Source organism: Paenibacillus sp. LjRoot56, from assembly GCF_964253335.1.
GTDB lineage: Bacteria > Bacillota > Bacilli > Paenibacillales > NBRC-103111 > Paenibacillus_E > Paenibacillus_E allorhizoplanae.
In genome coordinates this window covers 1,218,465-1,237,558 of record NZ_CAXURV020000004.1, presented here as the reverse complement: position 1 = coordinate 1,237,558, position 19,094 = coordinate 1,218,465, and the positions used below count along the sequence as shown (strand labels likewise).

Annotated in this window: 15 protein-coding genes; 11 read left to right on the top strand and 4 right to left on the bottom strand. The window is 44.6% G+C overall.

Features of this window, described 5'->3' with window-relative positions:
• The first annotated feature begins 102 nt into the window (after positions 1-102).
• The 8 genes from ACSQ8O_RS31355 (at position 103) to ACSQ8O_RS31320 (ending at position 9,310) form a co-directional block, all read left to right on the top strand.
• Positions 103-1,836 (top strand): sensor histidine kinase, encoded by a 1,734-nt coding sequence (locus ACSQ8O_RS31355; protein ID WP_436244833.1) that lies wholly within the window; start codon positions 103-105, stop codon positions 1,834-1,836.
• Positions 1,833-2,618 carry a response regulator transcription factor gene (locus tag ACSQ8O_RS31350; RefSeq protein ID WP_436244832.1) on the top strand — a complete coding sequence of 262 codons (786 nt, stop codon included), beginning with the start codon at positions 1,833-1,835 and terminating at the stop codon, positions 2,616-2,618. Before ACSQ8O_RS31355 ends, ACSQ8O_RS31350 begins: the two co-directional genes overlap by 4 nt.
• A gap of 171 nt (positions 2,619-2,789) precedes the next feature.
• A complete protein-coding gene (locus ACSQ8O_RS31345; protein WP_436244831.1) occupies positions 2,790-4,451 on the top strand; it encodes an extracellular solute-binding protein in 1,662 nt (553 codons plus the stop codon).
• A gap of 85 nt (positions 4,452-4,536) precedes the next feature.
• Positions 4,537-5,427, top strand: a complete 891-nt coding sequence (locus tag ACSQ8O_RS31340) for an ABC transporter permease (RefSeq protein ID WP_056615237.1) — start codon at positions 4,537-4,539, stop codon at positions 5,425-5,427.
• A gap of 18 nt (positions 5,428-5,445) precedes the next feature.
• The gene (locus ACSQ8O_RS31335; protein ID WP_436244830.1) at positions 5,446-6,333 is read left to right on the top strand and encodes a carbohydrate ABC transporter permease; all 888 of its coding nucleotides are present in this window, start codon (positions 5,446-5,448) and stop codon (positions 6,331-6,333) included.
• A 21-nt stretch (positions 6,334-6,354) separates the two neighbouring features.
• Positions 6,355-7,149, top strand: a complete 795-nt coding sequence (locus ACSQ8O_RS31330) for an endonuclease/exonuclease/phosphatase family protein (protein WP_436244829.1) — start codon at positions 6,355-6,357, stop codon at positions 7,147-7,149.
• A gap of 26 nt (positions 7,150-7,175) precedes the next feature.
• A complete protein-coding gene (locus tag ACSQ8O_RS31325) occupies positions 7,176-8,480 on the top strand; it encodes a CehA/McbA family metallohydrolase (protein WP_436244828.1) in 1,305 nt (434 codons plus the stop codon).
• Between the two features lie 62 nt (positions 8,481-8,542).
• Positions 8,543-9,310 carry an MgtC/SapB family protein gene (locus ACSQ8O_RS31320; RefSeq protein WP_436244827.1) on the top strand — a complete coding sequence of 256 codons (768 nt, stop codon included), beginning with the start codon at positions 8,543-8,545 and terminating at the stop codon, positions 9,308-9,310.
• A gap of 74 nt (positions 9,311-9,384) precedes the next feature.
• Here the strand turns inward: ACSQ8O_RS31320 and ACSQ8O_RS31315 are convergent, their stop codons facing one another.
• The 4 genes from ACSQ8O_RS31315 to ACSQ8O_RS31300 all read right to left on the bottom strand — a co-directional run bounded on the left by ACSQ8O_RS31315 (position 9,385) and on the right by ACSQ8O_RS31300 (position 13,915).
• On the bottom strand, positions 9,385-10,938 hold the full coding sequence (locus tag ACSQ8O_RS31315) for an extracellular solute-binding protein (RefSeq protein WP_436244826.1): 1,554 nt from the start codon (positions 10,936-10,938) through the stop codon (positions 9,385-9,387).
• A gap of 51 nt (positions 10,939-10,989) precedes the next feature.
• Complete coding sequence (locus ACSQ8O_RS31310) at positions 10,990-11,841, bottom strand: carbohydrate ABC transporter permease (protein WP_436244825.1); 852 nt, start codon at positions 11,839-11,841, stop codon at positions 10,990-10,992.
• Positions 11,842-11,855: 14 nt separating this feature from the next.
• Positions 11,856-12,752: an ABC transporter permease gene (locus ACSQ8O_RS31305; protein ID WP_436244824.1), complete on the bottom strand. Its 897-nt coding sequence runs from the start codon at positions 12,750-12,752 to the stop codon at positions 11,856-11,858.
• Positions 12,753-13,018: 266 nt separating this feature from the next.
• Positions 13,019-13,915: a helix-turn-helix transcriptional regulator gene (locus ACSQ8O_RS31300; protein WP_056615221.1), complete on the bottom strand. Its 897-nt coding sequence runs from the start codon at positions 13,913-13,915 to the stop codon at positions 13,019-13,021.
• A 147-nt stretch (positions 13,916-14,062) separates the two neighbouring features.
• On the opposite strand from ACSQ8O_RS31300, the gene ACSQ8O_RS31295 reads away from it, so the two are divergent.
• Genes ACSQ8O_RS31295 through ACSQ8O_RS31285 form a run of 3 tightly spaced genes read left to right on the top strand, consistent with a single transcriptional unit; the run spans position 14,063 to position 19,046 of the window.
• Entirely contained in the window at positions 14,063-14,923 is an 861-nt protein-coding gene (locus tag ACSQ8O_RS31295) for a sugar phosphate isomerase/epimerase family protein (RefSeq protein WP_436244823.1), read from the top strand.
• Positions 14,920-15,921 carry a hydroxyacid dehydrogenase gene (locus ACSQ8O_RS31290; protein ID WP_436244822.1) on the top strand — a complete coding sequence of 334 codons (1,002 nt, stop codon included), beginning with the start codon at positions 14,920-14,922 and terminating at the stop codon, positions 15,919-15,921. Before ACSQ8O_RS31295 ends, ACSQ8O_RS31290 begins: the two co-directional genes overlap by 4 nt.
• Positions 15,922-15,950: 29 nt before the next feature.
• A complete protein-coding gene (locus ACSQ8O_RS31285; protein WP_436244821.1) occupies positions 15,951-19,046 on the top strand; it encodes a glycosyl hydrolase in 3,096 nt (1,031 codons plus the stop codon).
• Positions 19,047-19,094: the final 48 nt, after the last annotated feature.

The following is a 19,094-nucleotide window of genomic DNA, read 5'->3' as shown; positions in this document are numbered from 1 at the left end:
CGTCTTCGTATAAATTCCAAATGCCACCACGGTTGTTAGCGCTTTATTTGTTTTGTATACTAGGCAAGACAAGAATAAATAACAACAAAGCGAGGCTGAATCATGACTAGATGGAAGAAATTGGGGTTACCACCAAAGCCGCATTCGTTAAAATCTCGGCTCATCATAATTCTGTTTATTAGCTCGCTTGCTCCTTTAATTTTGATTGGAAGCATTTCCTATTTCTCTATGTATGCCATTTTGCAAAATAAGGCGGAGGGCGGTGCCCTTAGTAATTTGCATCAAGTCAGAATTATGTTGGAGGATACCATAGGCCAGTTGAATCACACTTCGCAGCAGCTTGCCTTTGACGGTAGAGTGGGCAAAAGTCTTGAAACGTATTTGTCGGCTGATATCTATGAGAAGAAAAGATTGAACGACGAGATCAGAAGTGAATTAGGATTGATTCACTTTACGAACCCTACACTGGGTTTGATGTTTTACTATTTTGAGAATGACAATCAGGTGCTATTTGAGAATTTTAGTGTGAATGATAAGCATGATCTTAAGAATCTTCCAGTCCTCATCAAATTCGATAAACTTACGTATATGGGACCGCATCTGTCTCTAAATCCAATTGATGGCAATCAAGTGCTTTCGATTTTGCGTAAAGTAGAGCTGCCAGATCGTGATGATGTGTATGTCTATATTGAAACGAATTTTAAATTGGCCGAAAGTATTCTCAAAGATAATGATCAATTCGGCGGTAACTTGGTGCATCTAATCCTGGATAATTACGGAAAAATTGTATATAGCGAGAATTCTGAAGACTTCCCAGTGGGAATGGTGTATGCCGCTGATGATTCGAATAAGGATATCACAGGCAAATATCGGATGTTCGAAGAAGCAAGTAATCAAACATGGAAAGTGATGTCTGCGGTTCCCAATTCGGTCTATAACCTCGAAGTATATAGATGGATGAAACAGTTTGTGTTTTTTGCCATTTTAACGTTAATCGCAAGTTTCTTTATTGCCTGGTTAATTTGGCGAACTGTGTATCGTCCGCTGAACCTGCTCAGTACGGATATTCGCAATGTCAAAAGCAATAATGAGGTATTTCCTAGAAGACAATCGCAAATCTCAGAGTTTTCTATGATCTATAGAGAGTTTGCAGAAATGAGAAGTCGCATTTTTGAACTCATCAGCGAGGTTGAGCAGAAAGAACAGAGTAAGGCCTTTCTTGAGGTTGAGAAATTAATGACCCAAATCAATCCTCATTTTATTCATAATACATTGGATACGATTCGATGGCTGGCACGTGCCAATGGACAGAAGGATATTGACAGGTTGGTATCTACGTTGAATAAAGTGCTCTATTATAACCTAGGTAAAGGTGGACCTGCACGAATTAAAGATGAGATTGAGGCTCTGAAAAATTATGTCGAGCTGCAAGGGATCCGCTATAATTTTCATTTTGATGTGAAGATTCATGCAGATTCTGAAGCTCTTGAATTGGCAGTTCCCCGATTTATTCTTCAGCCGCTAGTAGAGAATGCGTTATATCATGGCTTGGGTGACAATGGTGTGATTGAAGTAAGTGTAATCGAAGATGGCTTCTCGCATGTCATTATAGAAGTGAAAGACAATGGAGATGGCATGACAGAGGAAGATATCACGCAATTAATGAGTGAAAACACGATAGAGAAAAAGAAGGTAGGCATGGGCATTGGACTTCAATATGTGTATCGTATGATTAAGTTCCAATTTGGACCAGCAGCCAGTTTTCATATAGAAAGTACAATCGGTGCAGGGACGACGATCGTTCTTCGTCTTCCAATAGGAGGAGTTGGCTTATGATAAAAGTTATGGTTGTAGACGATGATCACTTGGTACGTAAAGGTTTCATTACAATGATGCCATGGCGGGAGCATCATTTAGAAGTTGTAGGCGAAGCAGGGAATGGTAAGAAAGCCTTGGAGTTTCTTGCGGACAATCAAGTTGACTTGCTCATCACAGATTTAGCGATGCCTGTCATGTCGGGTATTGATCTAATGAGGGCTGTGAAAGAGAAGTACAAGGACATCAGCATGGTCGTTTTGACGTTTCATCAGGATTTCGAACTTATCCAGGAAGCACTTCGTTTGGGGGCACTGGATTACATAACGAAGGTCGAGCTTGAACATGAGCACATGGATGAGGTTCTCAGGCGAATTGTGAACAAGATGGCAGAGCAACATATGCGAACTAGAGATACACAAGTTCAAGCTCTTCCTGTGACCACGCTTGCGGATGAAGACGAGGGACCTTACTCTCCAGAAGTAAATGCAAGTGTATGGAAAGCCGTCGATATTATTCATGCGGAGTTTCAACACGACCTTTTATTGCCGGATATTGCGAAAAGGGTGAATATGAGCCGCAGCTATTTCAGCCGTTGTTTTCGGGATATTGCAGGTAAAACGTGTAATGATTTTATCCGTGAAGTGCGGGTGAATCACGCGAAAGCCATGCTTACACAAACGAACAAATCCATTGGATGGATCGCCACACAGGCTGGGTATCCGAATGAAAAATATTTCAGTAAGGTATTTCGGGAGTTAACGGGCATGCTGCCTGGTGAGTTTCGCAAGAGCCAGTCATAACTAGAAGAGGAGGTCGCAAATCGTCTCCTAAAAAGTGCACTTTCGTCTACTGGAAGTTCCATGTAGCCAATTACGAGACGATTTGCTCCTAAACACAAGACGGAATTGAACCCGAATGCCTTTCATTTTCTTTAAGATGTAAGTGTAGGGTAATTAAAGAGGAGGGGCATTATGAAGAATAAAAAAGCTCTAATTTCCATGATGGCAATCGCTGTTCTGATGACAGCATGTTCAAACAACACAGGGACTAAGGATGGTGGGCAATCGTCGGCGGATTCCAATGTGAAAGTGGATCCTTTCAAGATGCCAAATCCGATTGAAGTTACCACGTTCAAAAGTTTAAGTCCTGGAGCTAAGCTGCCAGCTGGTGACACAGTGGAAAGCAACCAGTACATGAAATACATTTCAGAAAAAACGAATATTAACTTTAAAATTCTTTGGTATGCTGCTCCTCAGGATCACGAACAGAAGATGAAGTTGGCTATCGCGAGCAATGACTTACCAGACGTTATGCTTGTGAATGAGCAAATCTTTCTAGCTTTAGCTGAAGCAGGCCAAATTGAGGATTTGAGCAAAGTATACGAGAAATATGCCTCTCCATTGGCCAAAGAATTGTATGGTTCAACGAATAATAAAGCGCTTGAGAAAGCGACCTATAAGGGTAAATTAATGGGAATACCGAACATCAGCGTGCAAGCCGATGCGGCAAGTATGGTGTGGGTGCGTAAGGATTGGATGGATAAATTGGGGCTTCAACCTCCGAAATCGATTGACGATGTAACCGCAATTGCCAAAGCTTTCGTCGAGAAAGATCCAGACGGTAATGGCAAACCGGATACGATGGGTATTGCTGGGTATGAGAAGTCGCTCGCAGTTAACGGGAAAGCACAACGTGGGGATTTCAAAGGTATTTTCCAAGCGTTCGGTGCGTATCCATCCGGTGGTGTTGAAGGCGTTTCCAACTGGATTAAAGATAGCTCAGGCAAGGTTGTCTATGCTTCGATCACACCAGAAACGAAACAAGCACTCAGTAAGCTGCGTGATATGTATGCCGCTGGCGCGATTGATAAAGAATTCGCACTGCGTAAAGAGCCGAACGAGAATATCGTTTCTGGCAAATCGGGGATTTTCTTCGGACCATGGTGGTCCGGCGGTTTAGCAGCTGACACGATGAAGCTCAATCCAAAGGCTGACTTCGTACCCTATTTGATCCCTGATGCGAAAGGCACAGTAAATACAATGATGGTGCCAGTGAGTACACAGTTTATCGTTGTGAAGAAAGGCATGAAAAACCCTGAAGCCGCAATGGTCTACGCAAACACCTTTATCAATGCGCAACGTAAAGTAGACCCGGATGCATTGAAGCTTGATTTCTCAGTAAGTGCAGAACACTGGCCAATTGGGAACGCGACCTTCGATTTTGCCGATGCGGTAGAAAGAAAGTCAGATATGCTGAAAAAGGCAATGGGTGGTCAAACCAAACCTGAAGAGCTGAGTCCAGAAATGAAAGAAATGTTCGATAAAGCTACGCGCGATAAAGCGAAACCGAAAGCGGATTTGAAAGATTGGTCTGGCTATTATGGCTACACAGCACCTGCCGATTTGTTGAAACAAAACATGAATAAAGTGTATAGCGAATTTACAGCAAACACGAAAACGATGGAAAGAAAATGGGCTAATCTGCAAAAGCTGGAGAAAGAAACGTTCTTCGGTATTGTAATGGGCGAGAAGCCGCTAGAAGCCTTTGATAAGTTCGTAACCGATTGGAAAGCGCAAGGCGGCGACGAAATTACGAAAGAAGTTACGGAAGAACTGACTAAATCCAAAAAGTAAACATGAAATAGCCAAGAGCGCACCGCCTAACCGATTGGTGGTGCGCTTTTTGTACAATCATGATGGGAACAGAGGTGTATAGCTAATGAATATTAGATCATTTTATAAGCACTATCATTTGATGCTCTTACCGGGAATTGTGCTTCTTATTATTTTTCACCTCATTCCGATGTTCGGAATCGCCATTGCGTTCCAAAACTTTAAGATTGGTTTGGGGATCTGGGATTCGCCCTGGATTGGGCTCGAAAATTTCACATATATGTTTGAGCTGGAAGACAGTAAAACAATTTTTTTTAATACCGTATTTATCGCCGTATGTAAAATTATTGCGCATCTCATTGTTCCACTTACTTTTGCCATATTGCTGAATGAAATTCGCTTTCATATTTTCAAAAGATGGGTGCAGACAGTGGTCTACCTCCCTCACTTTATTTCTTGGGTTATCTTAGCTGGTGTCGTAATGGATATGTTGTCATTGGATGGCATTATCAACAGTGCGTTGAAAATGTTTGGTTTCGAACCGATCATGTTTTTGGCAAAAAACAGTTGGTTCCCTTCCATTGTGGTTAGCTCAGATATTTGGAAGGAATTTGGATTTGCTGCCATCATTTATTTAGCTGCCTTAGCTGGCATTAATCCGTCGCTATATGAAGCGGCTGAAATGGATGGCGCTAATCGCTTGAAGCAGTTATGGTATGTGACCTTGCCAAGCTTGGTTCCTACCGTCGTATTGTTGGCTACCTTAAGCATTGGTAACATTCTGAATGCAGGTTTTGATCAAATTTTCAATTTGTATAATCCGCTTGTTTACCAATCAGGCGATATTATTGATACGTATGTTTACCGGGTTGGGCTCGTGCAGGCACAATATGGCTTAGCAACGGCCGTCGGACTTTTGAAATCAATGATTGGATTCATACTCATTATCCTCTCTTACAAAATAGCGTATAAATACGCAAACTACAGAATTTTCTAATGAAGCAGGTGAATACTCATGGTACGTAATAAAACATTATCCGCTCAGGTAGCTGAAGCCATTCTCATCTTCGTTATGCTGCTTATCTCGTTCATGTCGCTTGCACCTGTTGTACACGTATTCTCTGTCTCGTTTAGTGATAACGCTGCAGCGGCAGGCGGCCTTGTCAAGTTTTGGCCTGTTGGATTTACATTGGAATCTTATCGTAAAATTTTGGAAGAGCCGCACTTTTTTAATGCTTTTCTAGTCTCTGTCAAACGGGTATTACTCGGCGGTGGCATTAACTTCGTCTTAACGGTCATGATGGCTTACCCATTGTCTCGAAGTAACAAGGAATTCCCGCATCGGACCATCTATATGTGGTTTATGTTATTCACGATGCTCTTTAGCGGTGGCATTATTCCTTTATATTTAACGATTAAGTCCTTAGGGATGTTTAATACGATCTGGGCACTGGTACTGCCAGGTGCTGTACCCGTGTTTAACGTAATCTTGTTAATGAACTTCTTCCGTAACTTGCCGAAGGAGCTTAGCGAAGCAGGTTACATGGATGGAGCAGGACCATGGTACATGATGATTCGTGTCTATCTGCCGCTTTCATTGCCCGCCATGGCAACCGTTACCCTATTCAGTATTGTTGGTCATTGGAATGCTTTCTTTGACGGGATGATTTTTATGCGTAGTGCCGAATATTATCCGCTGCAAACGTATATTCAGCAGCTCGTTGTGAGTCAGAATGCGATGTTGGAGCTGGATTCCTCCAAATTGGAATTATTAATGAAGGTTTCGGACAAAACACTCAATGCGGCCAAGATCGTCGTATCTATGGTGCCGATTCTAATTATTTATCCATTCCTGCAAAAGTACTTTATCCACGGTATTATGCTAGGCTCTGTCAAAGAATAATTGAAAAAGAGGTGCAGTGAGATGATAGGGAAGGTCATGACTTTCAATTTGCGATACAACGAGCCGAAGGATGGGGAAAATGCATGGCCTTATCGTGTTAAGCGTGTTTCTCAAACCATCCAAGCACACGACCCCATAATTTTCAGTACACAAGAAGGGTATTATGACATGCTGAAGGAGCTTCATAAAGAGCTGCCGGCCTACAATTGGATCGGTACAGGTCGGTTTGGCGAACACGAGGATGAGCATAATGCTATTTTCTATAAAAAAGATCAACTTGAAGTTCTTGAAGAAGGGCATTTCTGGCTATCGGATACACCAGAAGTTGTCGCCACGAAAAGCTGGGACAGCATGTTCCCCAGAATGTGCACGTGGATTCGATTCAAAGACAAGAGCAGCCATAAAGTATTTGTTGTCTACAATACGCACCTGGATCACCGCAGCCAGGAAGCTAGAGAAAACGGTGTGAAGGTAATTTGGGATTACATCGCCATGCATCAGATTAACCAACCGCTACCGGTTATTCTTATGGGAGATATGAATAGTCATCCGAGTAATGCTACTATCCGTTATTTAAGCGGGGAATCTAAGGAAGAAGGACCTAAAGGTTGGTTGAGAGACGCGTATTCTCTTCTAGAAGGAGAGATAGGTCGGACTGCGCACGATTTTAAAGGTGGAGCAGATGAAGCGCCTATTGATTATATCTTCGTATCACCGGAGATAGAGCTGGTAGAAACAATCGTCGATAGAAGGCAAATTGGAGGGGGCTACCCTTCCGATCATTACCCCATTATTGCAGCTGTGCGCCTACCCTAGAATGGCGCCAATCAAGGAGATAAACGATGAAACCTGAAAATAGAAACCGTTCAGTTATGACAATTACGCGCGAAATTGCTCATTCCGAGCAAAGTGCTTATATCGAAGTACCTTTTGAGATGCCTGAGCACGTTGAGGAGCTAGTGGTTTCGTATTCGATTGAATCGCATGGTAAACAAAAGGCAATCATTGATCTGGGGCTGAGGGACACGATGAGAGTAAGAGGTTGGAGTGGAGGCGCGCGCAAACAGTTTCAAGTTGGACTGGAAAAAGCTACGCCTGGTTATATGTCTGGCGACTTAACGCCAGGTAACTGGGCGGTATTGCATAACGCCTACAAGGTGCCGAACGAAGGTTGTTCGGTTCATGTTACCATCCAATTTCTGTTTAAAATGCCTCGTTGGCTTAAAGGAGATCTGCATACACACAGCGTGAATAGTGACGGTACGTTTACGCTAGAAGAAAATGCGGCCATTATGGAAGAGCTCGGCTGCGATTTTATTGCCATGACAGATCACAATACCGTCAGCCAAAACCTGACGTACCCACGAAATACGAATGTTCTCATGATACCGGGCATGGAGTTTACAACGAACTTCGGCCATAGTAATTTTCTTGGCGTCGTTGATCCCATCCTTGATTTTCGAGTGAAAGGGCAGGAAGATGTCGAGGCTAAGATTGCTGAAGCACGGGCAAGTGGCGCGAAAATCGTTATCAATCACCCGCATTGCGAGTTTTGCCCATGGGAATGGGATTTTAATGTTGCTCATGATTGGGTTGAAGTGTGGAATGGGCCGTTTGCAGACCGGAATGCGAGAGCCATGCAATGGTGGCATGATCAATTGGTCTCGGGCAAAAGACTTGTTGCCGTTGGCGGCAGTGATACGCATCGCCCAGATCCGTATGTGAAGCATGCCATGCCTTGTACATGGGTGTACGCTTCTGAGAAAACCGTTGATGGCATTTTGGGTGGGATTGATCGGGGTCATGTTTGCATTACGTATGCGCCAGAAGGTCCTTTTGTACAGCTGAAATGTGGTGTCTATATGGTTGGAGATGTGGTCCCTGTTGGGGAAACTAGCCAGGTGGTTTCTTTCACAGCCGAGGATCTGAAAATCGGAGATACGGTGAAATTGATTAGCAATCGCGGATTGGAAAAGGAAGTTGACGTATTGGCAGATGGCGTTCTTGCGATCCAAATCGACGCACAGGGCACGACATTTATACGTGCTGAAGTTTGGCGGTATTTCCAAGAGGTCGATATGACGTTGATGGCTGCGCTAACGAACCCTATTTATATGGGCAACGCCTGGATCGTGCTAAACAATTAGCAGAAGAAAAAGGGGTAACTTTAGCTCAAATCTCATTGGCTTAAGGGAGGACTGGGAAGGTTATGACGGTAATCTCCAGTGTTTGGCATATTTCTCACCTAGATCTATTAATTCGGATGTTGATCGCTACACTGCTGGGTGGATTAATTGGATTAGAACGGGAATGGAGTAACCATGCTGCCGGATTTCGAACGCATATTTTAGTTTGTTTGGGTTCTACCACGATCATGCTTCTATCCATTTATGGGTTCTCGGAATTCGTCAATGAATCGAATGTGCGTGCGGATCCAGCAAGGCTAGCAGCACAGGTCATCAGTGGTATTGGTTTTCTTGGAGCGGGAGCCATTCTAAGGAATGGCTCCGTTGTCAGTGGGCTCACGACGGCTGCCTCCGTATGGGTTGTGGCTGCAGTTGGCCTATGTGTCGGAGCCGGGTTTTTCTTTGTTGCTGTGTTGTGCACGTTCTTGGCATTAGTTAGTTTGCTATTATTGAACAAATGGGAGAAATACCTGCTAAGAAACCGTCGTGTCCATGAGATTACCGTTAAGGTACTGGATCATCCAGGTGTTCTCGGCAAGATCGCATCCGCATTAGGAGATCAAGGCATTCAAATCATGAAGATGAAAATGATCCCTGATGTTGAAATAACCGGAAATAGCCTCGAGAAGCCTACCATGCAGCTATGTTTCACGATGAAGGCACCGGAGAAAGGTAAGCTTCTTGCCGCACTTGATGAAATTCATCGGTCCGACTATGTATTGTCAGCCGATTCACCTTGGTTGGAAGGACTTCCAATCAAGCGAGCGATAAAAACGGTGAGTATGCCGTAATACGTGTGATAATAATTAGGAAATAACAAAAACGGAGTTCCATGAGTTCACGGGCTCCGTTTTTGTTATGCAGGTTATTTTAAATTCACATTGCTAGCACGAGCTTTAGCAGCCTTATAAGTATCGATAATTTGCTGTACACCTAACTTCTTCGCGCCATCCACGTATTTAGCCCAATCATCCATGCTTGCTGTTCCAAGAATAAATTTAGCTATGGATTCGCTGCGATTTTTATCAATTGCTGTGCCGACTGTTGACATGATTTCGAATTCTTTTTCATTATAAGACGGTTGTGGTCTGTACGGACCATCATACTTTCTTGCTTCAACGTAAGCTGCTTGTAATTCTGGTGTAGCCATGGATAAATGTGCATCATAATCAATCCACGTGTACGTTCCGTTCGTCGCTAAACCTGTTTTCTTACGTAAATCGGCAACATCGATAAAGTCCGGTTTCATTTTTTTCTTTGCGCCATCGAGTGTGTACGTTTCGCCTTCTTTACCCCAACTTGCAATATTTTTACCGTCTTCGGAATAGAAGAAGTCGATGAATTGCATAACATCTTTTACATTTTTGGATTTAGAAGAGACGGTCATACCTGATTCTACAATCTGGGTATAAGGGTTTTGCTGCTTACCGTCTGGAATGCCAGCTGGTGGTGCCATGAAGGCTAAGTTATAGGCAGGATTATCTTTTCTTAGCGCTTTATTAAAAAAGTCAATTCGTCCAATATAATCAATGGTAATGAAGGCTTGGTCTGTCGACATCTGATCTTGCCATTGTTTCGTTTCAAGCGTTAACCAATCGGGTGGAATGAGCCCTTCTTTGTAAAATTTGGATAAGTAAGACACCATGGTTTTGTAGTTCTCTTCGATTGGGCCGTACTTTACTTCTTTCGTAGCCTCATCAGTGTAATACCCTTCATTGGTAGCAAAGTTCGGACTTAAGTGAGAGAAGATGCCGCCATTAGAACCTGTACGGAACGTTAAAGGATAGCTTTTCGGATACAGTTCCTTGAGCTTCTTAAGAACGGTATAGAGCTCGTCATAATTTTTAGGCGCAGCTAAATTGTTTTTCTTAAAAACATCTTCCCTGTACAACCAAATGATACGGTTGGTTTCTCCGAACCCTTCGTTAGGGAAGAGATACATTTTTCCGTCAGCTGCGATATTGGCTTTCGCAATATCCGGATATTTGTCCATCCACTTTTTGAAATTAGGCATCTGGTCTTTATAGTCTAGAATGTTAGCCAGAGCACCCTGTTGGCCATATTTATTAGCTAGCGTAAGGTTTGTCATAAAAGTAATATCAGGCATATTGCCGGATGCAACATTTAAATTGATCGTATCTTCTGGCTTCCCAGCAGGCACTTGCATATCGATCGTAACGCCAGTTTTCTCCTCAATCAGCTTCCAGATTAACCAGTCCTTTGTATAAGGCCATGTTGCTGCTGATTCTGCCATCATCGAAAAGGTTTTCTTCGTTTGGCCTGCTGTCGCTGGCGCATTCGTTGCACCATCTCCTGTGGACGGTGTTTCTGTCTTGGACGTGCATGCCACAAGTGAGGAAATTGCTAATGAGGTAATTAAGCCGATTGCCACTGCTTTCGAAACTGCTTTGATTTTCATTCGAGCACTCCCTTTTGTTTAATTTTCCCTTTGAGTAATATACCTTTTATATTAACCCTTGACTGCACCAATCATAGCTCCTTGTACAAAATACTTTTGGAGGAATGGGTAGACCAAGAGAATGGGAACCGTTGAAACCATAATAACCGTATATTTTAAGGATTCATCTACAATTTCCACATCACCGCCTAAGCTGGTGACTTGACCGGCAAGAACGATATTTCGGAGGATAATTTGTAGTGGAAATAGATCTGCATCTCTTAAGTAAAGCAAAGGGAGCATAAAGTTGTTCCAAAGCGCTACGGCATAGAACATGCCGATTGTTGCAAACGCAGCTTTGGAAAGCGGCATGACGATACGGAAGAAAATACCTAGATCTGTTAAACCATCCATTCTTCCGGATTCTTCTACTTCCGTGGGAATATTCGCATAAAAGGTTCGCATCACCAACAAGTTCCATGTACTCACAGCTCCTGGCAATGTCATGGCCCAGATCGAATCCATAATGCCGTATGATTTGAGTACGAGAAAGGTAGGGATTAAACCGCCACTAAAGAACATTGTGAAAATGATCATGAACGTAAACGTTTTGGAAAAGACCATTTCTTTCTTGGACATGGCATAGGCACCCATCGAAGTAATGAGTAAGGCAATACTCGTACCGACAATGACGTAAAGGATCGTGTTTATGTAAGATTGCAGAATACGCGGGTCATTCAGTACTAATTTATAAACTTCCAAGGTAAGTCCTTTGGGAAACCATGTGATTTCGCCCCGTAAAACGTAATTGTTTGAGCTTAGGGACACTGCAGCCATATAGATAAAGGGGTAGAGTGTACTGAAGATTAATCCGGCTAGCAGGATGAAATTAACAATTTGAAACAAGCTGATTTTTATTCTCATTCATAGTCCTCCTACTACCATAAACTTGTGTCTCCGAATTTACGGCTCGCATAATTGGTACCTAATATTAAGATGAGGCTGATGATTCCCGTAAATAAATCAATTGCCGAAGCATAACTGAAGCTTCCCTGTGTTAAACCGACGCGATAGACATAAGTACTAATAATATCAGCTGTTTCGTAAGTGGCAGGATTGGAGAGCAGATATACTTTTTCAAAACCAACTTCTAGTACATGGCCGACATTCAGGATCAAGATAATGACAATAGCAGGCATAATTCCTGGAAGTGTTACTGCTTTCATTTTTTGCCATCGAGAGGCGCCATCGATCTCAGCAGCTTCATAGAGCATCGGGTCAATCGCGGTTAGTGCGGCTAAGTAAATGATCGTTTCCCATCCAACGTGCTGCCAGATTTCGGATAAAGCGTAAATGGGGCGAAATAGTTCGGCCTTTACCATGAAATTGACAGGTTGAAAGCCTAAGGCTTCAATCATGCGATTCACGACCCCGCTAGAGGGGGACAAAAACATGATCACCATACTCGCTACGACGACATTCGAAATAAAATGTGGAAGGTAGCTGACGGACTGGACAAACCGCTTAAACAGCTTGTGTGTTAATTCGTTTAAAAGAAGTGCCAAGATAATTGGCGCTGGGAAACCTACTATTAATTTGTACAAGCTTAACAAAAACGTATTTCGCATGAGGATGAAAAAATCCGGATTTTTGAAGAACTGCAGGTAGTATTTGAAGCCTACCCAATCACTTGCCCAGATGCCCTTGTATAAATTGTAATTCTTAAAAGATATCACGATACCGAACATGGGGAAATATTTGAACATGACATACCAAACAAAACAGGGCAAAAATAATAGTAATAAATACCGGCTTCTACTTATTTTTTTCATCATAAGCTCCATCGTGAATTCCTCGTTTCGTTCTTGTTATTGCCCTCATCATACCGATAATCCTTAGGAAATTAAATCCACATTTCTATGGATAACATTCAATAATTTATATAAGTAATGAAATGTTAAGTTTATGGGGAGATGAATACGCCACAGATCATAAGGTTGTAAGTAACTAGCATGAAAAGAAAAAGAGCTGTCCCATTAGGTCTGAAGTGACCTGAGGAACGGCTCTTTGTACATTATGGAACTAACCAGTTGGTTTCTTCTTACGTTTGATGCTTCCGGTAATCTCCCGGCGTAATGCCCGTATACTTTTTAAACGTTCGATTGAAATGGCTGATGTGATTATAGCCGACCTGTGCAGCAATTTCAGTCACATTCAAATCGGTATCTTTGAGCAGTGCCATGGCTGACAGAATGCGAATGTCCGTTAAGAACTCGATATAAGTTTTGCCTCTAACTAGTTTCAACATATGACTGAAATACGAAGGGGCCATCAACGCTTTGGCTGCTACATCTTCCAAATGAAGCTCCTCATGGTAATGCGACTCCATATAATGAATTGCCTCATAGAAAGCTTTTCTATGCAAGGCTACTCTGTGGCTATCCTGATGACTTTGCAAGTGGATAAACCGTTTATATTGTCTGACAGTAATGACGAGAAGTCTGAGCAGTTCGGCTTTAATCGCCAGCCGGTAACCTTCTTCTTGAGACTCCCATTCGGCGAGAATGACATGGAGAAGGCTTTCAACCACCGTTTGCGTAGGAGGAGGAAGTGTCATTTTGGGCAGCAAGTCCGCGTCGGTAATAAGAGGCCTAATATATGCGAAATCAACAAAGGTCTCCATATGCGCCAAATCGCGAAGGCTGTCATTGAGTGCATGGGGCATAAAATCGACCTGGATCATCACGAAATCCATCGATTCGCGGATCTCCAAGCGATGCTCCTGATAGGGGGGGATCGAGAATAGATCACCTTTTGTGAGCACATATTGCTGACCAGCCACCCAATGTAGGCAACTGCCAGACAGCATATAGCAAAGTTGGAGATGCTCGTGCGCATGCAGGATGCGATTCATGGAATGCGGCCTGCGAATTTCTATTTTGAAGGGAAACGTTTCGTCGAGCATTTCTTTGGTAGCATAGATCGGATAATCGGACATATAGACCTCCGCGAGTTTCAATTGTCCTGCATTTCTATTTTATGATACATGGAATCGTTGATTTGTTCAAAGAAATCGTGGAAAAGGGAAAGCGGATACTATTCGGTCCTGCCATAATGATCCTTATAGCGAGAGGAGGTATGACGCATGACGAGGTTGGCTTTTAGCACGCTGCCCTGTGATGGCTGGTCCTTGGAGGATATGATTCAGCTAGCGAAGAAGTGCGGCTTTAGCACAATGGAACTGCGGGAAGGAACGAACTGGGGAATTTCAGCTGAGATGAACGCTCAAGAGAGACAATTAACGGTTCAGAAATTCGAAGAGGCAGAGTTAAGGATTAGCAATATCGGTTCAAGCGTATGCTTCACTGGCCATGAAGGAGATCAAGAACAGTTGAATCAGTTTCAAAAGGTCGCCTCACTTGCCAGTGATTTAAAGGCTAGGGGCGTGCGGGTCTTCCTAGGCTACTTTCGTAATCGTAGAGATCATTCCGTTCCGGCCATTCATTACCCTCAAATTGTGAAAAGCGTTCAAGAAGCTTGTGATTATGCAGGCGCTTACAATGTCCAGGTCTGGGTCGAAACTCATAATGAATTTGCTACGGGGAGATCGTTGAAGAAGCTGCTGGAAGATGTGGATCGCTCCAATTGTGCGGTTATTTATGACATCATTCATCCGCTAGAGGAAGATGAACTGCCGCTGGATACAATCGCTCTGCTTGGTTCAAAGTTAGCTCATGTTCACATAAAAGATGGTACTCCCTTTGATGATCCGATGGAGCTGAGCTGGAAATATACCAAAGTGGGAGAGGGTCAGGTCCCCATCAAAACTATTATCCAGCAGCTGGAACTAGCGGGTTATAGGGGATGCTATTCTCTGGAGTGGGAGACCAAATGGCGTAAGGAACTGCAAATTCCCGGTATGTCGCCGGAGATTGTGTTTCCTTTATACATTGCATTTATGCGCAATGCTTGTCAGAGTCTGAAGAAACGAGGGAGTTATCTGTGAAAACATTAGTGACTATTGCTGACGAAGGTCTGCGCAAATTATTCTGGTCGGATACAACGATGAAGAAGTTAGCCGGCATTACGGATGTGGATTTCGTTCCACTCCATGAGAGATTCGCCAGCGAGCTGCTAGCTAACCGAATTCATGAGTATGACGCCTGTATCACATCTTGGGGTTCGCCGATGTTCACCTCTGAGGTGCTGTCACGCGCGCAGCGATTGAAGTTTATCGGCCATGGTGCAGGGAGTGTGATGGCTATTGTGAATGAAGACGTTTTTGAAACGCCGATTACTGTCACATCGGCGAATAAAGTACTCGCGCTATCTACCGCCGAGTGTGCGTTATCCTTGATTCTTGCAGGCGCATGGGACCATGTCGGTACTAACAGCCGACTCAAACAGGGCCAGTGGAGTCAGAATAACCGAGATACGATTCTTGGTGTGACGCGAAGAGTGATCGGGCTGGTCGGCTTTGGAGAAATTTCCAAGCATGTCATACGCATGCTGAAGCCCTTTCAGCCGACATTGCTGCTGCATTCCAGTTATTGCACGGAAGAGGAGGCTGCCGAATGGGGTGTTGAGCTCTGTGAGCTTAACGAACTGTTCGAGCGCAGCGACATTGTCTCGCTTCATAATACATGGACGCCTCGCACGCAAGGGATGATCGGAGAGGGGCAGTTGAAGCGGATGCGTAATGGTTCGCTCCTTGTCAATACTGCGCGCGGTCCAATCATACAAGAACAAGCTCTCCTGGAAGTGCTTCGTACAGGACGTATATCTGCTGCACTCGATGTATATGATCAAGAGCCGCTGCCTGCGAATCATGAATTATTATCGCTTCCAAACGTCCTGTGTCTGCCGCATATCGGCGGTTTTCATGGATTGCTCAAACGTGAGCTATGCGATTTCATCGTAGATGAGCTGTATCGTTATGTGAACGGACAAGAGCTTCTAGGTAGAGTGACGCTGGGTCACTATCGGAGATTAACGCCTAGGTAGTGTATGAATTGTTTAACTGTGAAGGGAGAATGGCATTGAATAAATCTGGATTGTTGCAAAAATTTGAGAATCCTCCTGTGGAGCGCCGATCTGTACCCTTCTGGTCTTGGAATGGCACCATGGAGCAGGAGGAGTTGGACCGACAAATCGAGGGCTTTAAGGAACAGGGCATGGGCGGATTTATGATGCATGTGCGGGAAGGTCTCGAGACGCCCTACATGGGCGAGGCATTTATGGACCGGGTGAAGGATTCCGTAGCGAAAGCGAAAGCGGAAGGTATTCAAGCATGGCTGTATGATGAGGATCGTTATTCTTCCGGGATGGGAGGAGGCCATGTGCCGCGTATAGGCGGCGATGCAGTACGAGCGAAAGCTTTAACACTCACGGTTTCTCATAGCTTGCATATGGATGATGAGGTGCTAGCCGTTTACCGTGCGCAGCTGTCCGGCGATAGACTGTTAACCTGTGAGAGGTTAACACCGCCAACCTTGGATACGTTTACCCTCCTTGAGAGTGAGGTATTCTTGATCTTTCGCCGAATCGTCGCTGCCCCCAATGAATGGTGCCATGGGGATACGTATCCGGATCACTTGAATCCCGAAGCCACCAGAATTTTCATCGAGACGACGTATGAGACCTATAAGGCTGCGGTTGGAGGGGAGTTCGGTCGGACAGTACCTGGGATTTTTACGGATGAACCCAGCTTGCTCGGTTTTAAGGAGGAGCTTAAAGCACCAGAGATGACCTGGATTACGTGGTCGGACGAATTGCCGCAAGCTTTTGCGGAAAAGAATGGCTACGACATTTGGGATGCGCTGCCGTATTTCTACTATCACGGGGCGCCTTCAGCTAAAGTCCGTTTCGATTATTGGAAAACGGTAACTGTGTTGTTCTGCCAGTCTTTTACGAAGCAAATCGGCGATTGGTGCAGGGAAAACGCTCTTGCATTTACAGGCCATTTCTGCGATGAGGCAGATCTGGTTGGCGCAGTCAGGCATCAAGGCGCGCTCATGCCGAATTATCGCTATATGGACATCCCTGGCATCGACATCCTCTGCGAACAAACGGACGAAAGTTTGGGCGTCAAGCACGTATCGAGCATCGCGAATCAATATGGCAAGAAAAGGGTGATCACGGAAACCTACGGTGTAACGGGATGGGGATTAACGTTCGAGGCTCGCAAATGGATCGGCGATTGGCAATTTGTCCTTGGGGTCAACCTCATGACCTACCATTTGTCCCTGTACACACTTCGAGGATGCAGAAAACGGGATTATCCACCTTCATTTAATTACAATACGAATTGGTGGCCGCATAATCATGTGATGGAACAGTATTTTGCTCGGCTGGGTGCAGTCCTAAGCGAGGGGCGTGTCCGAAGAGATGTTCTTGTCATTCATCCATCGACAACCGTATGGTCGCAGCTCGGTTGCGATGTGAAAGCGAATGAATGGCGTAACGATGGCGGTAATATCGAAAATCTTAACGCCTATAACCGTGAGTTTAATGCTTTTGTTCAGCATTTGCTCGGCCAGCATGTTGATTTTGACTTAGGCGATGAGCTTTGTATGCAAGAAGACGGCTTTGTGGTTGAGGGGTGCTTCGGCATCGGTCAGGCAAGCTATCCCATTGTTATTTTGCCTTCCCTGAGCAATTTACTTCAGTCAACCTTAAAGCTATTGATGACGTTTATGGATGCTGGGGGAGTCGTTCTGGCTTATGGCCAAGTTCCGACCTTGCTGGATGCGGAGCCATCTAACGAGTTGCACCTTCTAACTGGCCATCACAGTTTTAAGCATAGGAATAGTTGGAACGAACTGATTCTTGAAATAGAGCAGATTGCCCCGCGGACTGTGCGTCTTACGGCATCAAGCGGAGAGGAAGCCGAACGACTCTTGTACATGCGGCGCGAGCTGCCGGATTGTACGATCGTCTTCGTCGTGAACAATGATCGCGAAGCTTCATATGAAGTGGAGGTTGGGATCGAAGGAAGCGGAGGGGTCGAAGAATGGGATCTGCTATCAGGAGAGGTCATCGCAAAGCAGGCGCAAGCTAACAACGGTTACCTGCATTTTGAGGCATGCTTCGGTCCTGCGGAATCCAAGCTGTATGTGATCTCCAAAGTAAGCAAGCGAATTCTGCCAAATGCGAAGAAGCATAGTCCACTGGGGCAGGGGATGAAACTTTTGACGAAAATGGAGGGAATTACGAGCTTTTCCCGAACCCATCCGAACGCCCTCGTCATGGACGCTTGCCAATACCGGCTGGGAGAAGCAGCTTGGTCGGACACAATGGAAGTGTGGCAAGCACAGCAAGCGGTTCGGCAGCAGTTGGGCATGCGGCCCGTTTATGCGAACGGAAAGCTTCAAAGACATTTCTGGATACACGAGCCACATGCATCGGACGGCACTTCGGTTGCATTTCGCTTTACTTTTCATGTGAAGAACACGCCGAAGACAGATACGCAACTCGTTTTCGAGCAGCTGGAGCGATTTCATGTTGAATTAAACGGACATCCGGTTCCGGGAAAGCCGGACGGCTGGTTTCTGGATCGATCAATGTCATCTTTAAAGCTGCCCTCCTTGCGTGAAGGTGAGAATGAACTAGTGATTCGCTGCGCTTATACGCATGACATGGAAGTGGAGAATGCCTTCTTGATTGGTGATTTTGCCCTCGATCACGATCGTAGTCTCATTCTTGAACCAACGCGTCTTGCGCTTGGGGATTGGACGAAACAGGGGTACCCTCACTACTGCGGAAGCATGATCTATCATTACGATTTGGAGGCAGACATTAGTAATGGCAAACGAATTATGCTAAAGCTAGGGGACTATGAAGCAGTTACACTGCTGGTAACCGTCAATGAGACGCATCGACAGGCGATTCCATGGCGGGCTGCAGGTACTGTTGAGTTGACCAATTGGCTTGTGCAAGGACAAAACCGTATCGATATGGAAGTAGTCGGAAGTCCACGCAATTTATTAGGGCCTCTTCATGAAAGACCGAATGATAGCGGCTGGGCGGACTGGTGGTCTTTTCATCCGGATGAAGCAAATTATACGCAGGCATATCGATTGCAGCCCTATGGATTAATGGGGGCTGTCGAGATCTATCAAGAGGAATGAATCGAGTGATTTACACCTGTGGGCCTGTTTGCTAAGATAGACACAAGT